Genomic DNA, 16,078 nt, shown 5'->3' with positions numbered 1-16,078 from the left:
CCAATGGCTTGAAGATGCGGAGAATGGTTTGACCGATGAGTTTCGAGTTTTACTGGCCGAACTCTCCAACGATTTGAGGCACCTTGATCACCGCATAGCCGATCTTGATACTCGGATTGAGCAGTCATGTCTGGCGTCAACTATCTTGGCTGGCGACCAAGATAGTTGACGCCAGACACTTGCTGACACATACGAACGGTTTGCAGCGTTATTTTGTTGCCGTCGAAGACTTTTACTTCAGGAACTTTAGGTAATCCGTCTGCAGCACAGTCGATAAATACCGCATTCGTTGGAACAGCATGCGTACCCTTAGACAATTGCATACTTGTAGCTGTTACTGCTTCAAGATATCCCATTCGAACAATATTTTTTACGCGACGAAGCTGTTCAAGCTCAAGCTGGGTTTTCGTTCAAGGTGAAGTTCAACATGTCGGCCAGCTTCTGTGGATCGGCTGCTCTGTAGCTAAGTTGGCCCTGCACGCGCAGATGTTGGTAGTCGGCTGTTTGCAAGTTAAAGATGAAGGGGACGTATATCCATAAAAGCCATAATGTGACCGTATTGATGTATCACCTGATATTTCCAGCCAAATATCGTCGGGTTGTGTTTGACGAAAAAGTAGATGCCGAACTAAAGGTAGTGTGTTTGGAAATAGAAGAACGTTACCAGGTTAAGTTTTTGGAAATAGGGACAGATAAAGATCATGTACATTTTTTGGTTCAGTCAGTCCCGACCTATAGTGTAACCAAGCTTGTTACCATGATAAAAAGCCTGACAGCTAGGGAAATATTCCGTCGCTGCCCACATGTCAAGAAGCAGTTATGGGGTGGTGTGTTTTGGTCTGATGGGTATTTTGCGAGCACGGTAGGCAGGTATGGAGATGAATCAATGATTGGTAACTATGTGAAAAATCAAGGTCAAGGTAAGGAATATAGAAAGTTACACAGTGATTATCAGTTGGCACTTTTCTGACTGGCGGCACCGACTAATACCCCGTCCGCTTGCGGCGGGGTAGTTTATTTCAGGTTTTTACTTTTGCAAGAGCGACTAAGTAGTGCCAACTATCCTGCCAGAGGGGGCATGGCTGAATGAGGTGGGGGCTGGTTTGGTCAGCTGGAACGTCGTGCTTTATACCGTGCATTTTCACAAGTGTGGGCGAACTCAAAACGGCGATTCGTCGCTTTATCAAGACTCATAGTGAGAAGTTGGCAAAGCCGTTTCGCTGGCACAAGAGCGCAGAATAGATTATGACTTCCGTGGCGCGAGCAAAACTGAGTGTCATTGATAATAAATAAACGGATTACCCAGGCAGATCACTAGTACGTTAATGACGCTGCCGTACGATTTAATTAAACAGAAGATGCAATACAAAATCCAGCCTTTGCAATCTTAGGATAAAGAGTGCGCTCACTGGATAGCGATTCCCGGGACGTCCCTTCAATATGACATCATAAAAAAGAGGGTAGCCCATGCACAATAATCTGATAGCAAAAGTAGGCGGTCTAATCGAAGCCGATGAAGAAAAAGGCCTGTATCGTGGTCGTCGCGACATGTTCACTGATCCTGAGTTGTTCGAGATGGAGATGAAGTACATCTTCGAAGGCAACTGGATTTATCTGGCGCATGAAAGCCAGGTTGCAAATCCAAACGACTATTTTACTGGTTATATCGGGCGTCAGCCCATCGTCATTACCCGCAATAAAGATGGCGAGCTGAACTGCTTTATCAATACCTGCACCCACCGTGGCGCTATCCTTTGTCGCAAAAAGAAGGATAACAAGGCGGTTTTAACCTGCCTTTTCCACGGCTGGAGCTTCAATAACTCCGGAAAGTTGATCAAGGTCAAGGATCCCGACAATGCTGGCTATCCGGATTCCTTTAACTGCGAAGGCTCTCATGACCTAAAAAAGGTGCGCCTAGAAAGCTACAAAGGCTTCCTTTTTGGCTCGCTGAATGATTCTGTCAAACCGCTGTCCGAACACTTGGGCGAAGCAACCAAAATCATCGACATGATTGTCGATCAGTCGCCGGAAGGTCTGGAAGTGTTGCGTGGCTCATCGACTTACGTCTATGACGGCAACTGGAAAATGCAAGCCGAGAATGGTGCCGATGGGTACCACGCATCTGCTACTCATTGGAACTACATTGCCACTGTGGCTCGTCGTAAGGCCGGCATGTCCGCTGATAATGTTAAGGCGATGGACCTATCCACGTTTAACAAGCAAACCGGTGGATTCTATGCCTTCGAACATGGCCACATTCTGCTGTGGATGGACTGGCCTAATCCGGAGGATCGCCCACTGTACGATCGCCGAAACGAGCTTGTCGAAAAGTTTGGCGCTGATCGTGCCAACTGGATGATAGGCAAGTTGCGTAACCTTTGCCTGTACCCGAACGTATTCCTGATGGATCAGATGAGCTCCCAGATTCGTCACTTCCGTCCAATCTCCGTGGACAAGACCGAGGTCACCATTTACTGCATTGCGCCCAAGGGGGAAAGTGCCGAAGCGCGTACCCACCGAATCCGTCAGTACGAAGACTTCTTTAACGCTTCCGGCATGGCGACTCCGGACGACTTGGAAGAGTTTCGCGCATGCCAGGAAGGTTTTAAGGCCATGAAGCAGCCTTGGAGTGACCTAAGTCGTGGTGCTAAGCACTGGATCGATGGACAGGACGAAGAGGCGAAGAGTATCGATTTGCACCCTGTGATGAGTGGTAAGAAGTCTGAAGATGAGGGTCTGTTCATTGTTCAGCACCATTACTGGCAACAAATGATTGCGGAAGCGGCGCGCAAGGAAAAGGGAGAGTAACCATGACAATCAGTTACGACGAGATCCGTGATTTTCTGCATTCTGAGCAGCGTGCGCTGGACGACAAGGATTATAGCCATTGGCTTGAGCACTATGATAAGAGCTCTGAATTCTGGGTACCATGTTGGGATGTGGACGGCAAGCTAACGGAGGATCCGCAGTCGGAGATGTCGTTGCTCTATTATGATAATCGGGATGGAATTGAGGATCGTGTTTTCCGCATCCAGACAGAGCGTTCCAGCGCCAGTTCGCTGCCGGAGCCGCGTACCCAGCACATGCTGAGCAATCTAGAGGTGCTCGCTGCATCGTCCAATGATGCAGAAGCAGAAGTGCGCTACAGCTGGATGACCCTCAGCGTACGTTATAACAACGTAGATACCTATTTCGGTACCGCGTTTGTCACGCTGATTCGTGGTGAAGACGGCAAGCTGAAGATCAAGCGCAAGAAGGCGGTGCTGAAGAACGACTACATCCACCATGTTGTGGATATCTATCACCTTTGAATTCGTTCCGATATATTGGCCTCGTGGCTATTCCTGTCAGTCAGGGTCCAGCAACCACGGGGCTTTCAGCCGATATTTCCGGATCTTAAAACTACCCGTTTTAATAACAAGTGCCTCTCGGTGTGTCGTCGGCACCCTTGAAGGGGCTGAGGTAGCAAACAGTGTATAAAGTAGCGCTCAATTTTGAAGATGATGTAACTCGATTTGTTACCACATTACCGATGGAGACGGTGGCCGACGCCGCTTATCGTTCCGGAATCAACGTTCCGCTCGACTGCCGTGACGGTGCTTGTGGTACCTGTAAGTGCCACTGCGAATCGGGCAGCTATGAGATGGATGGTTATGTCGAGGATGCGCTGTCCGATCAGGAAGCCAAACAGCGGTATGTTCTGACCTGTCGCATGATTCCGGAGTCAGATTGTGTCGTAACCGTACCGGCCTCGTCAGAAGTTTGTGTGCGCAGCCAGCAGGCCGACGTGCATGCCACGCTGACTGAGATTAACCGTCTGTCTGACTCCACCCTGTCCTTTACCGTTTCCGGTGATCAGGTGCGGGCCATGCATTTTCTGCCGGGGCAGTATGTCAATGTACAGGTGCCGGGAACTGACCACTGGCGTGCCTACTCCTTCAGCTCCATGCTTAATCAGGCGGACGAATCGGTGTCTTTCCTGATCCGAGTGGTGCCCGAAGGCTTGATGACCACCTATATGACTGAAAAGGCCAAGGCGGGTGAGAGCATAACCCTGCGAGGCCCATTTGGCAGCTTTTACCTGCGTGAAGTGAAGCGCCCGGTACTGATGCTGGCTGGAGGGACGGGGCTAGCACCCTTCCTGGCGATGTTGGAAAAAATTCAGCAGGACGGTAGCGCCTATCCGATCCACCTAATCTTCGGCGTTACGCACGACGTTGATCTTGTCGAGCTGGACAAGCTTAAAGCTTTCGCCGAGGCCATCGACAACTTCACATTTGGTGTCTGCGTGGCCTCAGACGAGAGCAGTTGGCCGCAGAAGGGTTACGTCACAGATCATATTGAACCTGGCCATTTGAATGATGGCGATGTCGATATCTATCTGTGTGGTCCGCCGCCGATGGTCGAAGCTGTTAGCAGCTTTATGCAGGAAAGGGGTAGTCAACCGGCCAGCCTCCACTATGAGAAGTTTACGACCAGCAGCAAGTGAGGAAAACTAAATGAGAGTTGAGCGTTTTGAAAACCGCGTCGCTGTTGTGACTGGAGCTGCCCAGGGTATCGGTCGTACCGTTGCTCTGCAGATGGCTGCCGAAAAAGCTAGCCTGCTGCTGGTGGATCGCTCCGAGATCGTCAGAGAGGTGGCAGAGGAGGCGCTGGCCGCCGGTGCGGCAAACGTCCATACCAGCATCGTCGATCTGGAACAGTACGCAGGTGCCTTCAAGGCAGTCGATTCGGCGGTAAGTCATTTTGGCCGTATCGACATTCTGGTCAATAACGTCGGCGGTACGATCTGGGTCCAGCCCTATGAAGTCTACGAGGAAGAGCAGATCGAAGCCGAGATTCGTCGCTCCTTGTTTCCGACCCTTTGGTGTTCCCATGCAGTTCTGGCGCAGATGCAAAAACAGCAAAGTGGAGTGATCGTAAACGTGTCATCCCTCGCGACCCGAGGCACTAACCGTGTGCCCTATGCTGCGGCCAAGGGGGGCGTAAACGCTATGACCGTGTGCATGGCGTTTGAAAATGCCAAATATGGCATCCGTGTCAATGCAGTAGCACCGGGTGGCACTGATGTTGGCGAGCGACGGATTCCGCGTAATAGTGAAACCATGAGTCAATTCGAGAAGGAGTGGTATCAGGCCATCGTTGATGAGGCTACCGAATTGAGCTTCATGAAGCGCTACAGCGTTCCGGAAGAGCAGGCCAATGCCATACTTTTTCTGGCTTCAGACGAGGCCTCGTATGTAACAGGTACGGTACTACCGGTGGGTGGCGGTTATCAGGGGTGACCCTTTTTATATTCCAGACAGGAGCCACGCAAGGCTTTTCGTCGGTGAGTTGGGCGGTGCATGTTCGTCTTAAAAGCGTCCGACCATTCTCCAGGCCGAGGTTCGCCGGCGTGTATGGCTGCCATTTGCGTGGGACGATGAATCTTCAATATTGAATTTTTGAGGGGTGGGACTCTACAACCGTGAGCTATTCGAAGCACTGGACCGCCACTAGTACGACTTCAGTTATTTGCCGGCCCTTACCCAAGCGGAGGATGGTGGTGCTATTACGGCCCTGATGCAGGGCCTAAAGTTCTCGGCAGCAGGCTGACGGCGCGGTAGATACGCGGCGCTCGGTTCTATTCAAGAAGATATAGCCGGAGGTAAACCATGGGCATGGGTTTCCACGTGTTCAACCGCACAACGGGAGGTCACTTTACCTGCCACGAGGGCCAGAGTGTGCTAAAGGCCATGGAGCAGAGGGGCCTGAAGTGTGTCCCAGTGGGTTGTCGGGGTGGTGGTTGCGGATTTTGTAAGATCCAGGTTCTGGAAGGGCATTTCGAGTGCGGCAAGATGAGCAAGCGGCACGCCCCGCCTGAAGCCGTTGAAAAAGGGGAAGTTCTGGCCTGCCGGATCTACCCTCTGACGGATCTGATCATTGAGTGTCCGCCGCAACCGGCGGTGGACTTTGCGAGCTAGTAAACAACAAAAACGTTGAGGTAACAGTCATGAAAAAAGGGGTCATACGTCCCGGCCACGTCCAGATCCGTGTACTCGATATGGATGCGGCTGTTAAACACTATGCGGACCTGATGGGTCTGATCGAAACCGATCGCGACGACCAGGGTCGGGTGTATCTGAAGGCCTGGTCTGAAGTGGACAAGTTCTCCGTGGTCCTGCGCGAAGCGGACGAGCCGGGTTGTGACTTTATGGGTTTCAAGGTGCTTGACGAAGAGGTCCTGGTCCAGCTGGAAAAAGACCTGGTGGATTACGGCGTTGAAGTAGAGCAGGTACGGGCAGAGGAGTTGAAGGATTGCGGTCGTCGTGTTCGCTTCACGGTGCCTTCCGGTCACGCCTTCGAGCTGTATGCCGATAAGCTCTATACGGGTAAATGGGGTCTTTCCAGTGTTAATCCGGAGGCCTGGCCGCGTGGTCTGCGGGGCATGAAAGCCGTGCGCTTTGACCACTGTCTGTTTTACGGTCCTGAGCTGGCGGCGACTTACGATGTTTTTGTCAATGTCCTAGGCTTCGATCTGGTCGAGCAAGTATTGGATCCGGAAGGCACACGGGTGGCGCAGTTCCTGACCGTCTCCATGAAAGAGCACGACGTGGCGTTTATCCATCACGAGGAGAAGGGCAAGTTCCACCACGCCTCTTTCCACCTGGAAACCTGGGACGACGTCCTGAGGGCGGCGGACCTGATCACCATGACCGATACGTCCATCGATATCGGGCCGACCCGTCATGGTCTGACCCACGGCAAGACCATCTATTTCTTCGACCCGTCCGGCAACCGCAACGAAGTGTTCTGTGGCGGTGATTACTTCTACCCGGATCACAAGCCGGTCACCTGGAAGACGGAAGAGCTCGGCAAAGCGATTTTCTACCACGACCGGGTACTGAACGAACGTTTCATGACGGTTCTGACGTGATCTCGAACGGATGAAACAGGATTTAGCAGCCATGAAAGACATCAAGCAGTACATCAACGGGCAGTACGTTGGCTCTGGCAACGGCAAGCTGTTCGATAACGTCAATCCGGCCAACGGCCAGGTGATCAGCAAGGTTCACGAAGCTGGCCGGGACGAGGTGGACGCCGCAGTGAGGGCGGCGAAAGCGGCCCTGCGTGGTCCCTGGGGCAAAATGACGCTGGAGGAACGCACCAGCATCCTGCACAAGGTGGCCGATGGTATCAACGCCCGTTTCGACGAGTTCTTGGAAGCGGAATGCCTCGATACCGGCAAGCCGAAATCCCTGGCGAGTCATATCGACATCCCCCGGGGCGCCGCCAACTTCAAGGTGTTCGCGGACATGATCAAGAACGTGCCCACGGAGTCCTTTGAAATGCCGACGCCCGATGGCACCGGTGCGCTGAACTATGCGGTACGGCGCCCCAAAGGGGTGATTGGCGTGATCAGCCCCTGGAACCTGCCGTTGCTGCTGATGACCTGGAAAGTAGGGCCCGCCCTGGCGTGTGGCAATACCGTGGTGGTCAAGCCTTCGGAGGAAACCCCGACGACCACGGCGCTGTTGGGCGAAGTCATGAAAGAGGCCGGCGTGCCCGACGGCGTTTACAACGTCGTGCATGGCTTTGGTGCTAATTCCGCAGGCGCCTTTCTGACCGAACATCCGTTGGTAGACGGCTTCACCTTCACCGGCGAAACCGGTACCGGCGAGGTCATCATGAAAGCCGCCGCCAAGGGCATCCGGGACATCTCCCTGGAACTGGGAGGCAAGAATGCCGGCCTGGTCTTCGCCGACTGTGACATGGACAAGGCTGTCGAGGGCACCATGCGCTCGGCTTTTGCCAACTGTGGGCAGGTTTGCCTGGGTACCGAGCGGGTGTATGTCGAGCGCTCCATCTTCGACGAGTTCGTCGGGCGGCTGAAAGAAGCCGCGGAGGGCCTGAAAATCGGTCCGCCGGATGACGCCGACGCCAATATGGGGCCGCTGGTCAGCCTCAAGCATCGCGAGAAAGTCCTTTCCTACTATCAGAAAGCCGTGGATGACGGCGCCACGGTGGTTACTGGTGGTGGTGTGCCGGATATGCCCGAAGAACTGGCTGGTGGCGCCTGGGTTCAGCCCACCATCTGGACCGGGCTGTCGGAAGATTCCGCGGTGATTACCGATGAAATCTTCGGCCCCTGTGTCCACTTGTGCCCATTCGACACCGAAGAGGAAGCCATCGAGCTGGCCAATAGCCTTCCTTACGGACTCGCCTCGGCCATCTGGAGTGAAAACATCACTCGCGCCCACCGCGTAGCAGGCCAGGTTGAGGCAGGCATTATCTGGGTCAACAGCTGGTTCCTGCGAGATTTGCGCACACCCTTCGGGGGTAGCAAGCAGTCCGGTATTGGCCGTGAGGGCGGTGTGCACTCCCTGGAGTTCTACACCGAAATGAAAAACATCTGCGTGAAACTGTGAGCCGATTATGACTGCACCTGAAAACAGCCCGGAAATCGGGCGTGAGATAACCGCTGCCGGCTACCGCACCAACGTGCATGACCATGGTGCCGCCAATGGCAACAGTGATGTTCCGGTCATGATGATTCACGGCTCCGGCCCCGGCGTCACCGCCTGGGCCAACTGGCGCCTGGTGATTCCGGAGCTGGCGAAGAATCGCCGTGTGGTGGCGCCGGACATGCTCGGCTTCGGGTATACCCAACGTCCGGAAGACAACACCTACAACCGGGAACGCTGGGTGGCCCATGCCATCGGCGTGATGGATGCGCTGGATCTGCAACAGGTGGATCTGGTCGGCAACTCCTTCGGTGGCGGCCTGGCCCTGGCCCTGGCGATCGAGTACCCGGAGCGGATTCGTCGTCTGGTGCTGATGGGGTCGGTGGGCGTCAGCTTTCCGATCACCGAAGGGCTGGATGAAGCCTGGGGCTACGAGCCTTCCCTTGAAAACATGCGCCGCCTGATGGATGTGTTCGCGTTCAATAAAAACCTGCTCACCGATGAGCTGGCGGAGATGCGCTATCAGGCCAGTATCCGTCCCGGTTTCCAGGAATCCTTTGCCGCCATGTTCCCGGCACCGCGTCAGCGTTGGGTCGACAACCTGGCCAGCGAGGAGAAGGACATCCGGGCGCTGCCCCACGAAACCCTGATTCTCCATGGCCGCGAAGATGAGGTGATACCGCTGGACGCCTCACTGCAACTGGCGGAACTGATCGATAGAGCCCAATTGCATGTGTTCGGCCGTTGTGGCCACTGGACCCAGATCGAACATGCCAGTCGGTTCGCCCGGCTGGTGAACGATTTCCTGACCGAAGCCGATCAATCGGCTACAGGAGCACAATAATGGAACAGCCACGTATTCAGGCCCTGGGGGATGAACTCTACCAGGCCATGCTCAGCCGGGAAGCAGTCGCCCCGTTGACCGGCCGTGGTGAAGACATCACCATTAACGACGCCTATCACATTTCCCTGCGCATGCTGGAACGCCGCCTGGCGGATGGCGCCTCGATCATCGGCAAGAAGATCGGTGTTACCAGCAAGGCGGTGCAGAACATGCTTAATGTACACCAGCCGGATTTTGGGTACCTGACCGATGACATGGTGTTCAACAGCGGCGAAGTCGTGCCCATCAGCGATCGTCTGATTGCCCCCCGAGCGGAGGGTGAAATCGCCTTCATTCTGAAGAAGGATCTGATCGGCCCGGGCATCACCAACGCCGATGTGCTGGCCGCCACCGAATGCGTCATGCCGTGCTTCGAGATCGTCGACTCCCGCATCCAGGACTGGAAGATCGCCATCCAGGACACGGTGGCTGATAACGCTTCCTGTGGCCTGTTTGTGCTGGGCGACCAGGCCGTGTCTCCCCGCAAAGTGGATCTGGTGACCTGCGGCATGGTGGTGGAGAAGAACGGCAGCGTGCTGAGTGCTGGCGCCGGCGCTGCTGCTTTGGGCTCCCCGGTGAACTGCGTGACCTGGCTGGCCAACACCCTGGGCGAGTTCGGCATCACCCTGAAGGCCGGCGAAGTCATTCTGTCCGGCTCCCTGGTACCGCTGGAGCCGGTCAAGGCCGGTGATTACATGCGCGTGGATATTGGCGGCATCGGCAGTGCCTCCGTGCGCTTCGCCTGACCCGGATTAGAGAGGACAAGATTATGAGCAAGAAAATCAAAGCCGCGATCATCGGCTCGGGCAATATTGGCACCGACCTGATGATCAAGATCCTGCGCAACGGCCAGCACCTCGAGATGGGTGTGATGGTCGGCATTGACCCGGAGTCCGACGGCCTGGCCCGTGCCAAACGCATGGGCGTGGCCGTCACCGCCGAAGGCGTCGAAGGCCTGGTGAAAATGCCGGAATTCGCCGACATCGGTATCGTGCTTGATGCCACCTCGGCCGGTGCACACGTTCACAATGACAAGCTGCTTCGGCAACACAAACCCGACATCCGCGTGGTGGACCTGACCCCGGCGGCCATCGGCCCCTACTGCGTGCCGGTGGTCAACCTGGAGGAACACCTGGGGGAGGGCAATGTCAACATGGTCACCTGCGGTGGCCAGGCCACCATTCCCATGGTGGCGGCGGTCTCCCGTGTCGCCAAGGCCCACTACGCCGAGATCGTGGCCTCGATTTCGTCAAAGTCTGCCGGCCCTGGAACCCGCGCCAACATTGACGAATTCACGGAGACCACCTCCAGGGCCATCGAGGTGGTGGGCGGTGCCCAGAAGGGCAAGGCCATCATCATCCTCAATCCGGCGGAGCCGCCGCTGTTGATGCGTGACACGGTTTACGTACTGTCTGAGGCTGCCGACAAAGCCGAAGTGGAAGCCTCCGTTGAGGAAATGGTCAAAGCGGTGAATACCTACGTGCCGGGCTACCGTCTGAAGCAGAAAGTACAGTTCGACGATATTCCCGACGACCAGCCCATGAACGTCCCGGGCCTGGGCCGCTTCAGCGGCCTGAAGACCTCCATCTTCCTGGAAGTGGAGGGCGCCGCCCATTACCTGCCGGCCTACGCCGGCAACCTGGACATCATGACCTCTGCCGCGCTGGGTACCGCCGAGCGCATCGCCGAATCGCTGGTCAACTGAGGAGACTGAACCATGACTTATAACCCCGGCAAGAAGCTCTACATCTCCGACGTGACCCTGCGCGACGGCAGCCACGCCATCCGCCACCAGTATTCCATCAAGAACGTGCAGGACATCGCACGGGCCCTGGACAAGGCCAAGGTGGACTCCATCGAAGTGGCCCACGGCGACGGCCTGCAGGGCTCCAGTTTCAACTACGGCTTCGGCGCCCACACCGACCTGGAGTGGATCGAAGCCGTCTCTGAGGTGATTGAACACGCCAAGATCGCCACCCTGCTGTTGCCGGGTATCGGTACCGTCCATGACCTGGACAACGCCTACAACGCCGGTGCCCGCATTGTACGAGTGGCCACCCACTGCACCGAAGCGGACGTCTCCAAGCAGCACATCGAGCACGCCCGCAAACTGGGCATGGACACCGTGGGCTTCCTGATGATGAGCCACATGCAGACCCCGCAAGGGTTGGCGGAACAGGCCAAGCTGATGGAAGACTACGGTGCTACCTGCCTCTATGTCGTCGACTCCGGCGGCGCCATGAACATGAACGACATCCGCGACCGCTTCCGGGCACTGAAAGACGTGCTCAAGCCGGAAACCCAAACCGGCATGCATGCTCACCATAACCTGGCATTGGGTGTGGCCAACTCCATCGTCGCTGTTGAAGAAGGCTGTGACCGTATCGATGCCTCCCTGGCCGGCATGGGTGCCGGCGCCGGCAACGCCCCACTGGAAGTGTGCGTGGCCGCCTTTGACAAGCTGGGCTGGGAGCACGGCACTGACGTGTACGCCTTGATGGATGCCGCTGACGATATCGTTCGGCCTCTGCAGGATCGCCCGGTTCGAGTGGACCGCGAAACCCTGGCCCTGGGCTATGCCGGAGTCTATTCCAGCTTCCTGCGCCATTCCGAAGTGGCGGCACAGAAGTATGGCCTCAAGACCGTGGACATTCTGGTGGAGCTGGGCAAACGCCGCATGGTGGGGGGGCAGGAAGACATGATCGTGGATGTGGCGCTGGATCTGCTGGCCGCGCAAAAGGAGCAAAACGCATGAGCAAGACATTGAGCCGCGAGCAGATGTTGGCCCTGGCCGAACATGTGGAAAACGCCGAACTGCAGGCCCACGACATCACCAAGGTCACCAACGATTACCCGGGCATGACCTTCGAGGACGCCTACGACGTGCAGTGGGAAATCCGCCGCCGCAAGGAGGAGCGGGGCAACAAGATCGTGGGCATGAAAATGGGCCTGACGTCCTGGGCCAAGATGGCCCAGATGGGGGTGGAGACACCGATCTACGGCTTCCTGGCAGATTATTTCAGTGTGCCGGATGGTGGCGTGGTCGACACCAAGGAGCTGATCCATCCGAAGATCGAGGCCGAAATCGCTTTTGTTACCAAGGCGCCGCTGCATGGCCCGGGTTGTCATATTGGCCAAGTGCTGGCGGCGACGGACTTCGTGATCCCCGCCGTCGAAATCATCGACTCCCGATATGAGAGCTTCAAGTTTGACCTGGTGAGCGTCGTTGCAGACAACGCTTCGTCAACCCGGTTCATTACCGGCGGCCAGATGGCGGATGTCGCGGATGTTGATCTTAAGACTCTGGGCGTCGTAGTCGAAAAGAATGGTGAGGTTGTTGACGTAGGGGCCGGTGCCGCAGTATTGGGAAATCCGGCTTCGAGTGTAGCCATGCTGGCGAACCTGCTGGCGGAGCGGGGCGAGCACATCCCTGCGGGCACCTTCATCATGACCGGCGGCATTACTGCTGCCATTACTGTGGAGCCCGGTGACAATATCACCGTGCGTTACCAGGGTCTGGGAACCGTGTCCGCTCGTTTTGAATGAGGAAGCTTTATGCCTGTTGCGCAGATCAATATTCTCGAAGGTCGGTCAGATGAGCAGAAAGAAATGCTGATCAGAGAGGTAACCGACGCAATTTCACGCTCACTGGGAGCGCCGGTGGAAAGCGTACGGATCATCATCACAGAGATGCCCAAGCAACACTTCGGTATTGGTGGGCAGTCGACCAGGAAACTGGGGCGCTAGCGCCTCGGTTACCTGGCCAGTTATTTCCATAGCGACTCAACGGGAGGCTTCTTGGCAAAATTGCCGATGTTATACCTGTCCTGTGACAAAGACGCGCTTTCCGGACCCATAGGTGAGCCTCACCTTCGTCGCCTGATAAGCCCGGATATGTCTGTCGGTAGTGTCGCTTTCATAACCTCGATAGCAGGGGCGAAACAGCCTGAGATTTTCCATCAATGTGGCAAAAGTAGTCTCGCCGAGCACTTGCAGTCGCTTATGGCTGGGCGGGAATTTGACGTTGCTGGCAGTCGTGACCCCGGACTGGAAGTGCTGGCAGAGACTATGATCGCTCTTGCGCCGGAAGAAGTTATCGAACTCAGGCTGAATACCGGGATGACGAGTGACAGCTATCGGCAGATTGGCCGATGTCTGGAGGTCTTTCGGGATCAGGGTGTGTTGCTGATCTGCCTGGACCAGAAGGAAACCGGGGAAGGCGATATGACCCATCACCAGCCTCACGATGCCTATTTCCGGAATCTCATGCAACAGTGGGAGTACGAGCAAGTCTGGCTCCAGGCCATGTCCCGGTCCAGTCTTCGGGGGCGGCGGAATACGTCCGCCCGGGATGCCCCGGTGGCTGATCCAACCTGTGTGCTCAATACGGCCTTCAGCCTGGGCGGTCTCAAGGCCCCCCAGCGGGTATTCGGTATTGCACTGAATGAAGACAGCCAGTCACTCGCCGGCTATGGCTGGATGCAATAAACTACGGACAACCCAAAAGGATTCCGTAAATGCTCAGAATACTGATAGTCGGTGCCGGCGGCATCGGCGGTTATTATGCCGCGCGGCTGCTGGATGGGGGACATGATGTAGTACTCACCGCCCGGGGCGCGAACCTCGCGGCCCTGCAGGAGCAGGGGCTGACCGTTCAGTACGGCGATGAAGTGTGGTCTTTCCCGGTGCAGGCCATGGGTCATGCGGGTGTGGTTGCCCGGTACCGGCCGGATGATTTCGACGTGGTGGTGGTTACCCTCAAATCAACCGCCACCGAAACGATGCTGAAAGAACTGGGGCCCTGGCTCTATCATGGCAAGGTGCCGGTATTGTCGCTTCAGAACGGTGTCGATAACGAACCGGAGATGGCCTCACTGTTGGGCGAACACAGGGTGCTGGGTGGTCTGGCCGTGAGGATTGGTGGCCACATCTTGCAGCCGGGGGTCGTTGAAGCCGAAGGCCCGGCGCAGATTGTCATGGGCGAATGGCCCGTTGCGGCGGAACCGGATCGGCGTCGTTCCTTGCTGGAGCAACTGCAGGCCGCGTTTGAAGCCGCCCGAATTCCCACAACCGTTTCCGACAACATCCGCTACGAACTCTGGCGCAAGCTGGTCATCAACAACGGTGTTAACCCGCTCTCAGCCCTGACGGGGCTGGATACCCGCAGCCTGACCCATCATCCGGAGTTCCGGAAGATCGTCCACGGCATGATGGCGGAAACGGTTGAAGCGTCGAGGGCCGACGGGGTGAACCTGGGACCCGGTGATCTGGCCGAGATGTTCGAGCTGATCAGCAGTTTCAATGCCATCAAGAGCTCCATGCTGGTGGATCGGGAAAAAGGCCGGCCGCTGGAACTCGACAGCATTGCCGGCGCGGTCCTGCGCCGTTGTGGGCAGTTGGGTGTTGAGGCGCCGTACACTGCCACCGTCAACGCCCTTTTACTGCATTCACAGAAGGCCCCGACCGACTAATCAAATCGGTCCCAGTAAGGCGGGTCGCCGAAAAAACCGTCAATAAAGCTGCGAACCTTGCTCGCCAGCAGTTGCCGGTGTGCATACACCGCGTAGAGCTCCATGGGTTCGGGTTCATACTCCGGCAATAACATCTTCAATTTGCCTTCCTTGATGGCAGCGCCGGCGATGAATGTGGGCTGCAGGGCAATCCCGGCCCCGGCAACGGCAACGGCGGATTCCACCAGTACGTCGCCGTTGTTGCTCACCATCTCGCCGCGAGTGCCGCGACCACAGCCGTGCAGCCATTTCTGTGCTGGTGGACCGGCATCCATATCCATGTAGCTGTAACGCAGGTAGTGATGGTTCGCAAGGTCTTCCGGGCGCCGGGGCGTGCCATGTCGCTCAAGGTAGGCGGGCGACGCGCACAGAACCAGCCGGACAGGGGCGAGGCGTTTGGCGATGAGTGAGGAGCTTTTGAGGTGACCGATCCGCAGCGCGATATCAAATCCCTCCTCCACGATGTCGACCTTCTGCGTATTTTTGTAACTATGAACACTGAATTTTGCGAAGCGTGAACACCTGCACCCTTCTTTTTTGCAGGCACCGCTATTTAACGCGAAGTGTTCACAGTGGGTCAACGCCATGATGAATTTTGCGCATGGATTCGCCCTTGAGTTGCAACTTTGTCGCGTTATGGAGCAGACGGTCGAGAATGGCGTCGGCGAGCGTCGGTTCGCCGATGGCCTCGTGCCAATGAGTGGATGGGAGCTGGCTGGTGATGAGTGTTGCGCCGCGCCCGTGGCGATCCTCGATCACTTCGAGCAAGTCATTGCGCTGTTGCTGGGTCAGTATGTCCAAGCCCCAATCATCAATGATGAGCAGCTCGGTTTTTGCCAGTTGGGCTAGGAGTTTGCCGAAGCTACCGTCGCCATGCGCCACCGTAAGCATTTCAAATAACCGACTGGCGCGGAAGTAACGGACTGAGAATCCGTGTTCGCAGGCGGTTTGACCCAGCGCACAGGCTAAGAAGGTTTTCCCCGTGCCGGTGGCGCCCTCAATCAAGAGATTACGATGATGGCGTATCCAGTCCAGCTGTAGCAGTTGCGCTAATGTGTCTTTGTGCAAGCCGCGACGGGCGCGGTAATCAATGTCGGCGGGGTGGGCATTAAGCCTCAATTTAGCCTGTCTCAGTAAGCGGACAATTTTACGGTTGTCTCGGCAAGTAGACTCACTATTGACCAGTAAGCTGAGGCGCTCGAAGAAGCCCAGCTCCTCGTAGGTGGTGGGTTGATCCAGTT

General features: G+C 56.3%; 19 protein-coding genes and 1 pseudogene. 17 read left to right on the top strand and 3 right to left on the bottom strand.

Features of this window, described 5'->3' with window-relative positions; all coding sequences use genetic code 11:
- Window positions 1–140: 140 nt before the first annotated feature.
- A complete protein-coding gene (locus O9X78_RS19520; RefSeq protein WP_269621402.1) occupies window positions 141–323 on the bottom strand; it encodes a hypothetical protein in 183 nt (60 codons plus the stop codon).
- 194 nt (window positions 324–517) lie between these two features.
- Between O9X78_RS19520 and tnpA the strand changes: the two genes are divergently transcribed.
- The 17 genes and pseudogenes from tnpA to O9X78_RS19435 all read left to right on the top strand — a co-directional run bounded on the left by tnpA (window position 518) and on the right by O9X78_RS19435 (window position 14,798).
- Complete coding sequence (gene tnpA, locus O9X78_RS19515) at window positions 518–970, top strand: IS200/IS605 family transposase (protein ID WP_269621401.1); 453 nt, start codon at window positions 518–520, stop codon at window positions 968–970.
- Between the two features lie 106 nt (window positions 971–1,076).
- A pseudogene (locus O9X78_RS19510) lies at window positions 1,077–1,242 on the top strand (IS630 family transposase); the annotation flags it as partial.
- Window positions 1,243–1,467: 225 nt separating this feature from the next.
- Window positions 1,468–2,808, top strand: a complete 1,341-nt coding sequence (benA, locus tag O9X78_RS19505) for a benzoate 1,2-dioxygenase large subunit (RefSeq protein WP_269621400.1) — start codon at window positions 1,468–1,470, stop codon at window positions 2,806–2,808.
- A 2-nt stretch (window positions 2,809–2,810) separates the two neighbouring features.
- Window positions 2,811–3,311, top strand: coding sequence for an aromatic-ring-hydroxylating dioxygenase subunit beta (locus O9X78_RS19500; RefSeq protein WP_269621399.1), 501 nt, complete (start codon window positions 2,811–2,813; stop codon window positions 3,309–3,311).
- 161 nt (window positions 3,312–3,472) lie between these two features.
- Complete coding sequence (gene benC / locus O9X78_RS19495) at window positions 3,473–4,489, top strand: benzoate 1,2-dioxygenase electron transfer component BenC (protein ID WP_269621398.1); 1,017 nt, start codon at window positions 3,473–3,475, stop codon at window positions 4,487–4,489.
- Window positions 4,490–4,499: 10 nt separating this feature from the next.
- Window positions 4,500–5,285: a 1,6-dihydroxycyclohexa-2,4-diene-1-carboxylate dehydrogenase gene (locus O9X78_RS19490; RefSeq protein WP_269621397.1), complete on the top strand. Its 786-nt coding sequence runs from the start codon at window positions 4,500–4,502 to the stop codon at window positions 5,283–5,285.
- Window positions 5,286–5,654: 369 nt separating this feature from the next.
- A complete protein-coding gene (locus tag O9X78_RS19485; protein WP_332108537.1) occupies window positions 5,655–5,963 on the top strand; it encodes a 2Fe-2S iron-sulfur cluster-binding protein in 309 nt (102 codons plus the stop codon).
- A 29-nt stretch (window positions 5,964–5,992) separates the two neighbouring features.
- Window positions 5,993–6,916, top strand: coding sequence for a catechol 2,3-dioxygenase (locus O9X78_RS19480; RefSeq protein ID WP_269621396.1), 924 nt, complete (start codon window positions 5,993–5,995; stop codon window positions 6,914–6,916).
- A gap of 31 nt (window positions 6,917–6,947) precedes the next feature.
- A complete protein-coding gene (locus O9X78_RS19475) occupies window positions 6,948–8,408 on the top strand; it encodes a 2-hydroxymuconic semialdehyde dehydrogenase (protein WP_269621395.1) in 1,461 nt (486 codons plus the stop codon).
- 7 nt (window positions 8,409–8,415) lie between these two features.
- Complete coding sequence (locus tag O9X78_RS19470) at window positions 8,416–9,288, top strand: alpha/beta fold hydrolase (RefSeq protein ID WP_269621394.1); 873 nt, start codon at window positions 8,416–8,418, stop codon at window positions 9,286–9,288.
- Window positions 9,288–10,073: a 2-oxopent-4-enoate hydratase gene (gene dmpE, locus O9X78_RS19465; protein ID WP_269621393.1), complete on the top strand. Its 786-nt coding sequence runs from the start codon at window positions 9,288–9,290 to the stop codon at window positions 10,071–10,073. The genes O9X78_RS19470 and dmpE overlap by 1 nt, the downstream gene beginning before the upstream one ends.
- Before the next feature lie 23 nt (window positions 10,074–10,096).
- Complete coding sequence (locus O9X78_RS19460; RefSeq protein ID WP_269621392.1) at window positions 10,097–11,032, top strand: acetaldehyde dehydrogenase (acetylating); 936 nt, start codon at window positions 10,097–10,099, stop codon at window positions 11,030–11,032.
- A gap of 12 nt (window positions 11,033–11,044) precedes the next feature.
- Entirely contained in the window at window positions 11,045–12,082 is a 1,038-nt protein-coding gene (dmpG, locus tag O9X78_RS19455; RefSeq protein ID WP_269621391.1) for a 4-hydroxy-2-oxovalerate aldolase, read from the top strand.
- Entirely contained in the window at window positions 12,079–12,873 is a 795-nt protein-coding gene (gene dmpH / locus O9X78_RS19450; RefSeq protein ID WP_269621390.1) for a 2-oxo-3-hexenedioate decarboxylase, read from the top strand. The genes dmpG and dmpH overlap by 4 nt, the downstream gene beginning before the upstream one ends.
- 9 nt (window positions 12,874–12,882) lie before the next feature.
- On the top strand, window positions 12,883–13,074 hold the full coding sequence (gene thmT / locus O9X78_RS19445) for a 2-hydroxymuconate tautomerase (RefSeq protein WP_269621389.1): 192 nt from the start codon (window positions 12,883–12,885) through the stop codon (window positions 13,072–13,074).
- Window positions 13,075–13,329: 255 nt separating this feature from the next.
- Window positions 13,330–13,815, top strand: coding sequence for a hypothetical protein (locus O9X78_RS19440; protein ID WP_269621388.1), 486 nt, complete (start codon window positions 13,330–13,332; stop codon window positions 13,813–13,815).
- A 29-nt stretch (window positions 13,816–13,844) separates the two neighbouring features.
- A complete protein-coding gene (locus O9X78_RS19435) occupies window positions 13,845–14,798 on the top strand; it encodes a ketopantoate reductase family protein (protein WP_269621387.1) in 954 nt (317 codons plus the stop codon).
- Here the strand turns inward: O9X78_RS19435 and O9X78_RS19430 are convergent.
- Together O9X78_RS19430 and istB are read right to left on the bottom strand one after the other, a co-directional pair.
- Window positions 14,795–15,424, bottom strand: a complete 630-nt coding sequence (locus O9X78_RS19430; RefSeq protein WP_269621386.1) for a substrate binding domain-containing protein — start codon at window positions 15,422–15,424, stop codon at window positions 14,795–14,797. The genes O9X78_RS19435 and O9X78_RS19430 overlap by 4 nt on opposite strands.
- Window positions 15,405–16,078, bottom strand: a 674-nt coding sequence (gene istB, locus O9X78_RS19425) for an IS21-like element helper ATPase IstB (protein ID WP_269621385.1), incomplete at its 5' end; no start/stop codon positions are given. The genes istB and O9X78_RS19430, both read right to left, overlap by 20 nt.

The organism is Zhongshania aquatica, assembly GCF_027257955.1.
Taxonomy (GTDB): domain Bacteria; phylum Pseudomonadota; class Gammaproteobacteria; order Pseudomonadales; family Spongiibacteraceae; genus Spongiibacter; species Spongiibacter aquatica.
The sequence above is the reverse complement of the archived record's forward strand: the minus strand, read 5'-3'. Positions and strand labels throughout refer to the sequence as shown.

Bases quoted from the DNA above. Each gene is read 5' to 3' on its own strand.
- tnpA (WP_269621401.1), top strand. From the start codon at position 518: ATGAAGGGGACGTATATCCATAAAAGCCATAATGTGACCGTATTGATG.
- O9X78_RS19485 (WP_332108537.1), top strand. From the start codon at position 5,655: ATGGGCATGGGTTTCCACGTGTTCAACCGCACAACGGGAGGTCACTTT.
- O9X78_RS19470 (WP_269621394.1), top strand. From the start codon at position 8,416: ATGACTGCACCTGAAAACAGCCCGGAAATCGGGCGTGAGATAACCGCT.
- dmpH (WP_269621390.1), top strand. From the start codon at position 12,079: ATGAGCAAGACATTGAGCCGCGAGCAGATGTTGGCCCTGGCCGAACAT.
- thmT (WP_269621389.1), top strand. From the start codon at position 12,883: ATGCCTGTTGCGCAGATCAATATTCTCGAAGGTCGGTCAGATGAGCAG.
- benA (WP_269621400.1), top strand. From the start codon at position 1,468: ATGCACAATAATCTGATAGCAAAAGTAGGCGGTCTAATCGAAGCCGAT.
- O9X78_RS19435 (WP_269621387.1), top strand. From the start codon at position 13,845: ATGCTCAGAATACTGATAGTCGGTGCCGGCGGCATCGGCGGTTATTAT.
- O9X78_RS19475 (WP_269621395.1), top strand. From the start codon at position 6,948: ATGAAAGACATCAAGCAGTACATCAACGGGCAGTACGTTGGCTCTGGC.
- O9X78_RS19440 (WP_269621388.1), top strand. From the start codon at position 13,330: ATGGCTGGGCGGGAATTTGACGTTGCTGGCAGTCGTGACCCCGGACTG.
- O9X78_RS19500 (WP_269621399.1), top strand. From the start codon at position 2,811: ATGACAATCAGTTACGACGAGATCCGTGATTTTCTGCATTCTGAGCAG.
- O9X78_RS19490 (WP_269621397.1), top strand. From the start codon at position 4,500: ATGAGAGTTGAGCGTTTTGAAAACCGCGTCGCTGTTGTGACTGGAGCT.
- O9X78_RS19520 (WP_269621402.1), bottom strand. From the start codon at position 323: ATGCAATTGTCTAAGGGTACGCATGCTGTTCCAACGAATGCGGTATTT.
- O9X78_RS19460 (WP_269621392.1), top strand. From the start codon at position 10,097: ATGAGCAAGAAAATCAAAGCCGCGATCATCGGCTCGGGCAATATTGGC.
- dmpE (WP_269621393.1), top strand. From the start codon at position 9,288: ATGGAACAGCCACGTATTCAGGCCCTGGGGGATGAACTCTACCAGGCC.
- O9X78_RS19430 (WP_269621386.1), bottom strand. From the start codon at position 15,424: ATGGCGTTGACCCACTGTGAACACTTCGCGTTAAATAGCGGTGCCTGC.
- dmpG (WP_269621391.1), top strand. From the start codon at position 11,045: ATGACTTATAACCCCGGCAAGAAGCTCTACATCTCCGACGTGACCCTG.
- O9X78_RS19480 (WP_269621396.1), top strand. From the start codon at position 5,993: ATGAAAAAAGGGGTCATACGTCCCGGCCACGTCCAGATCCGTGTACTC.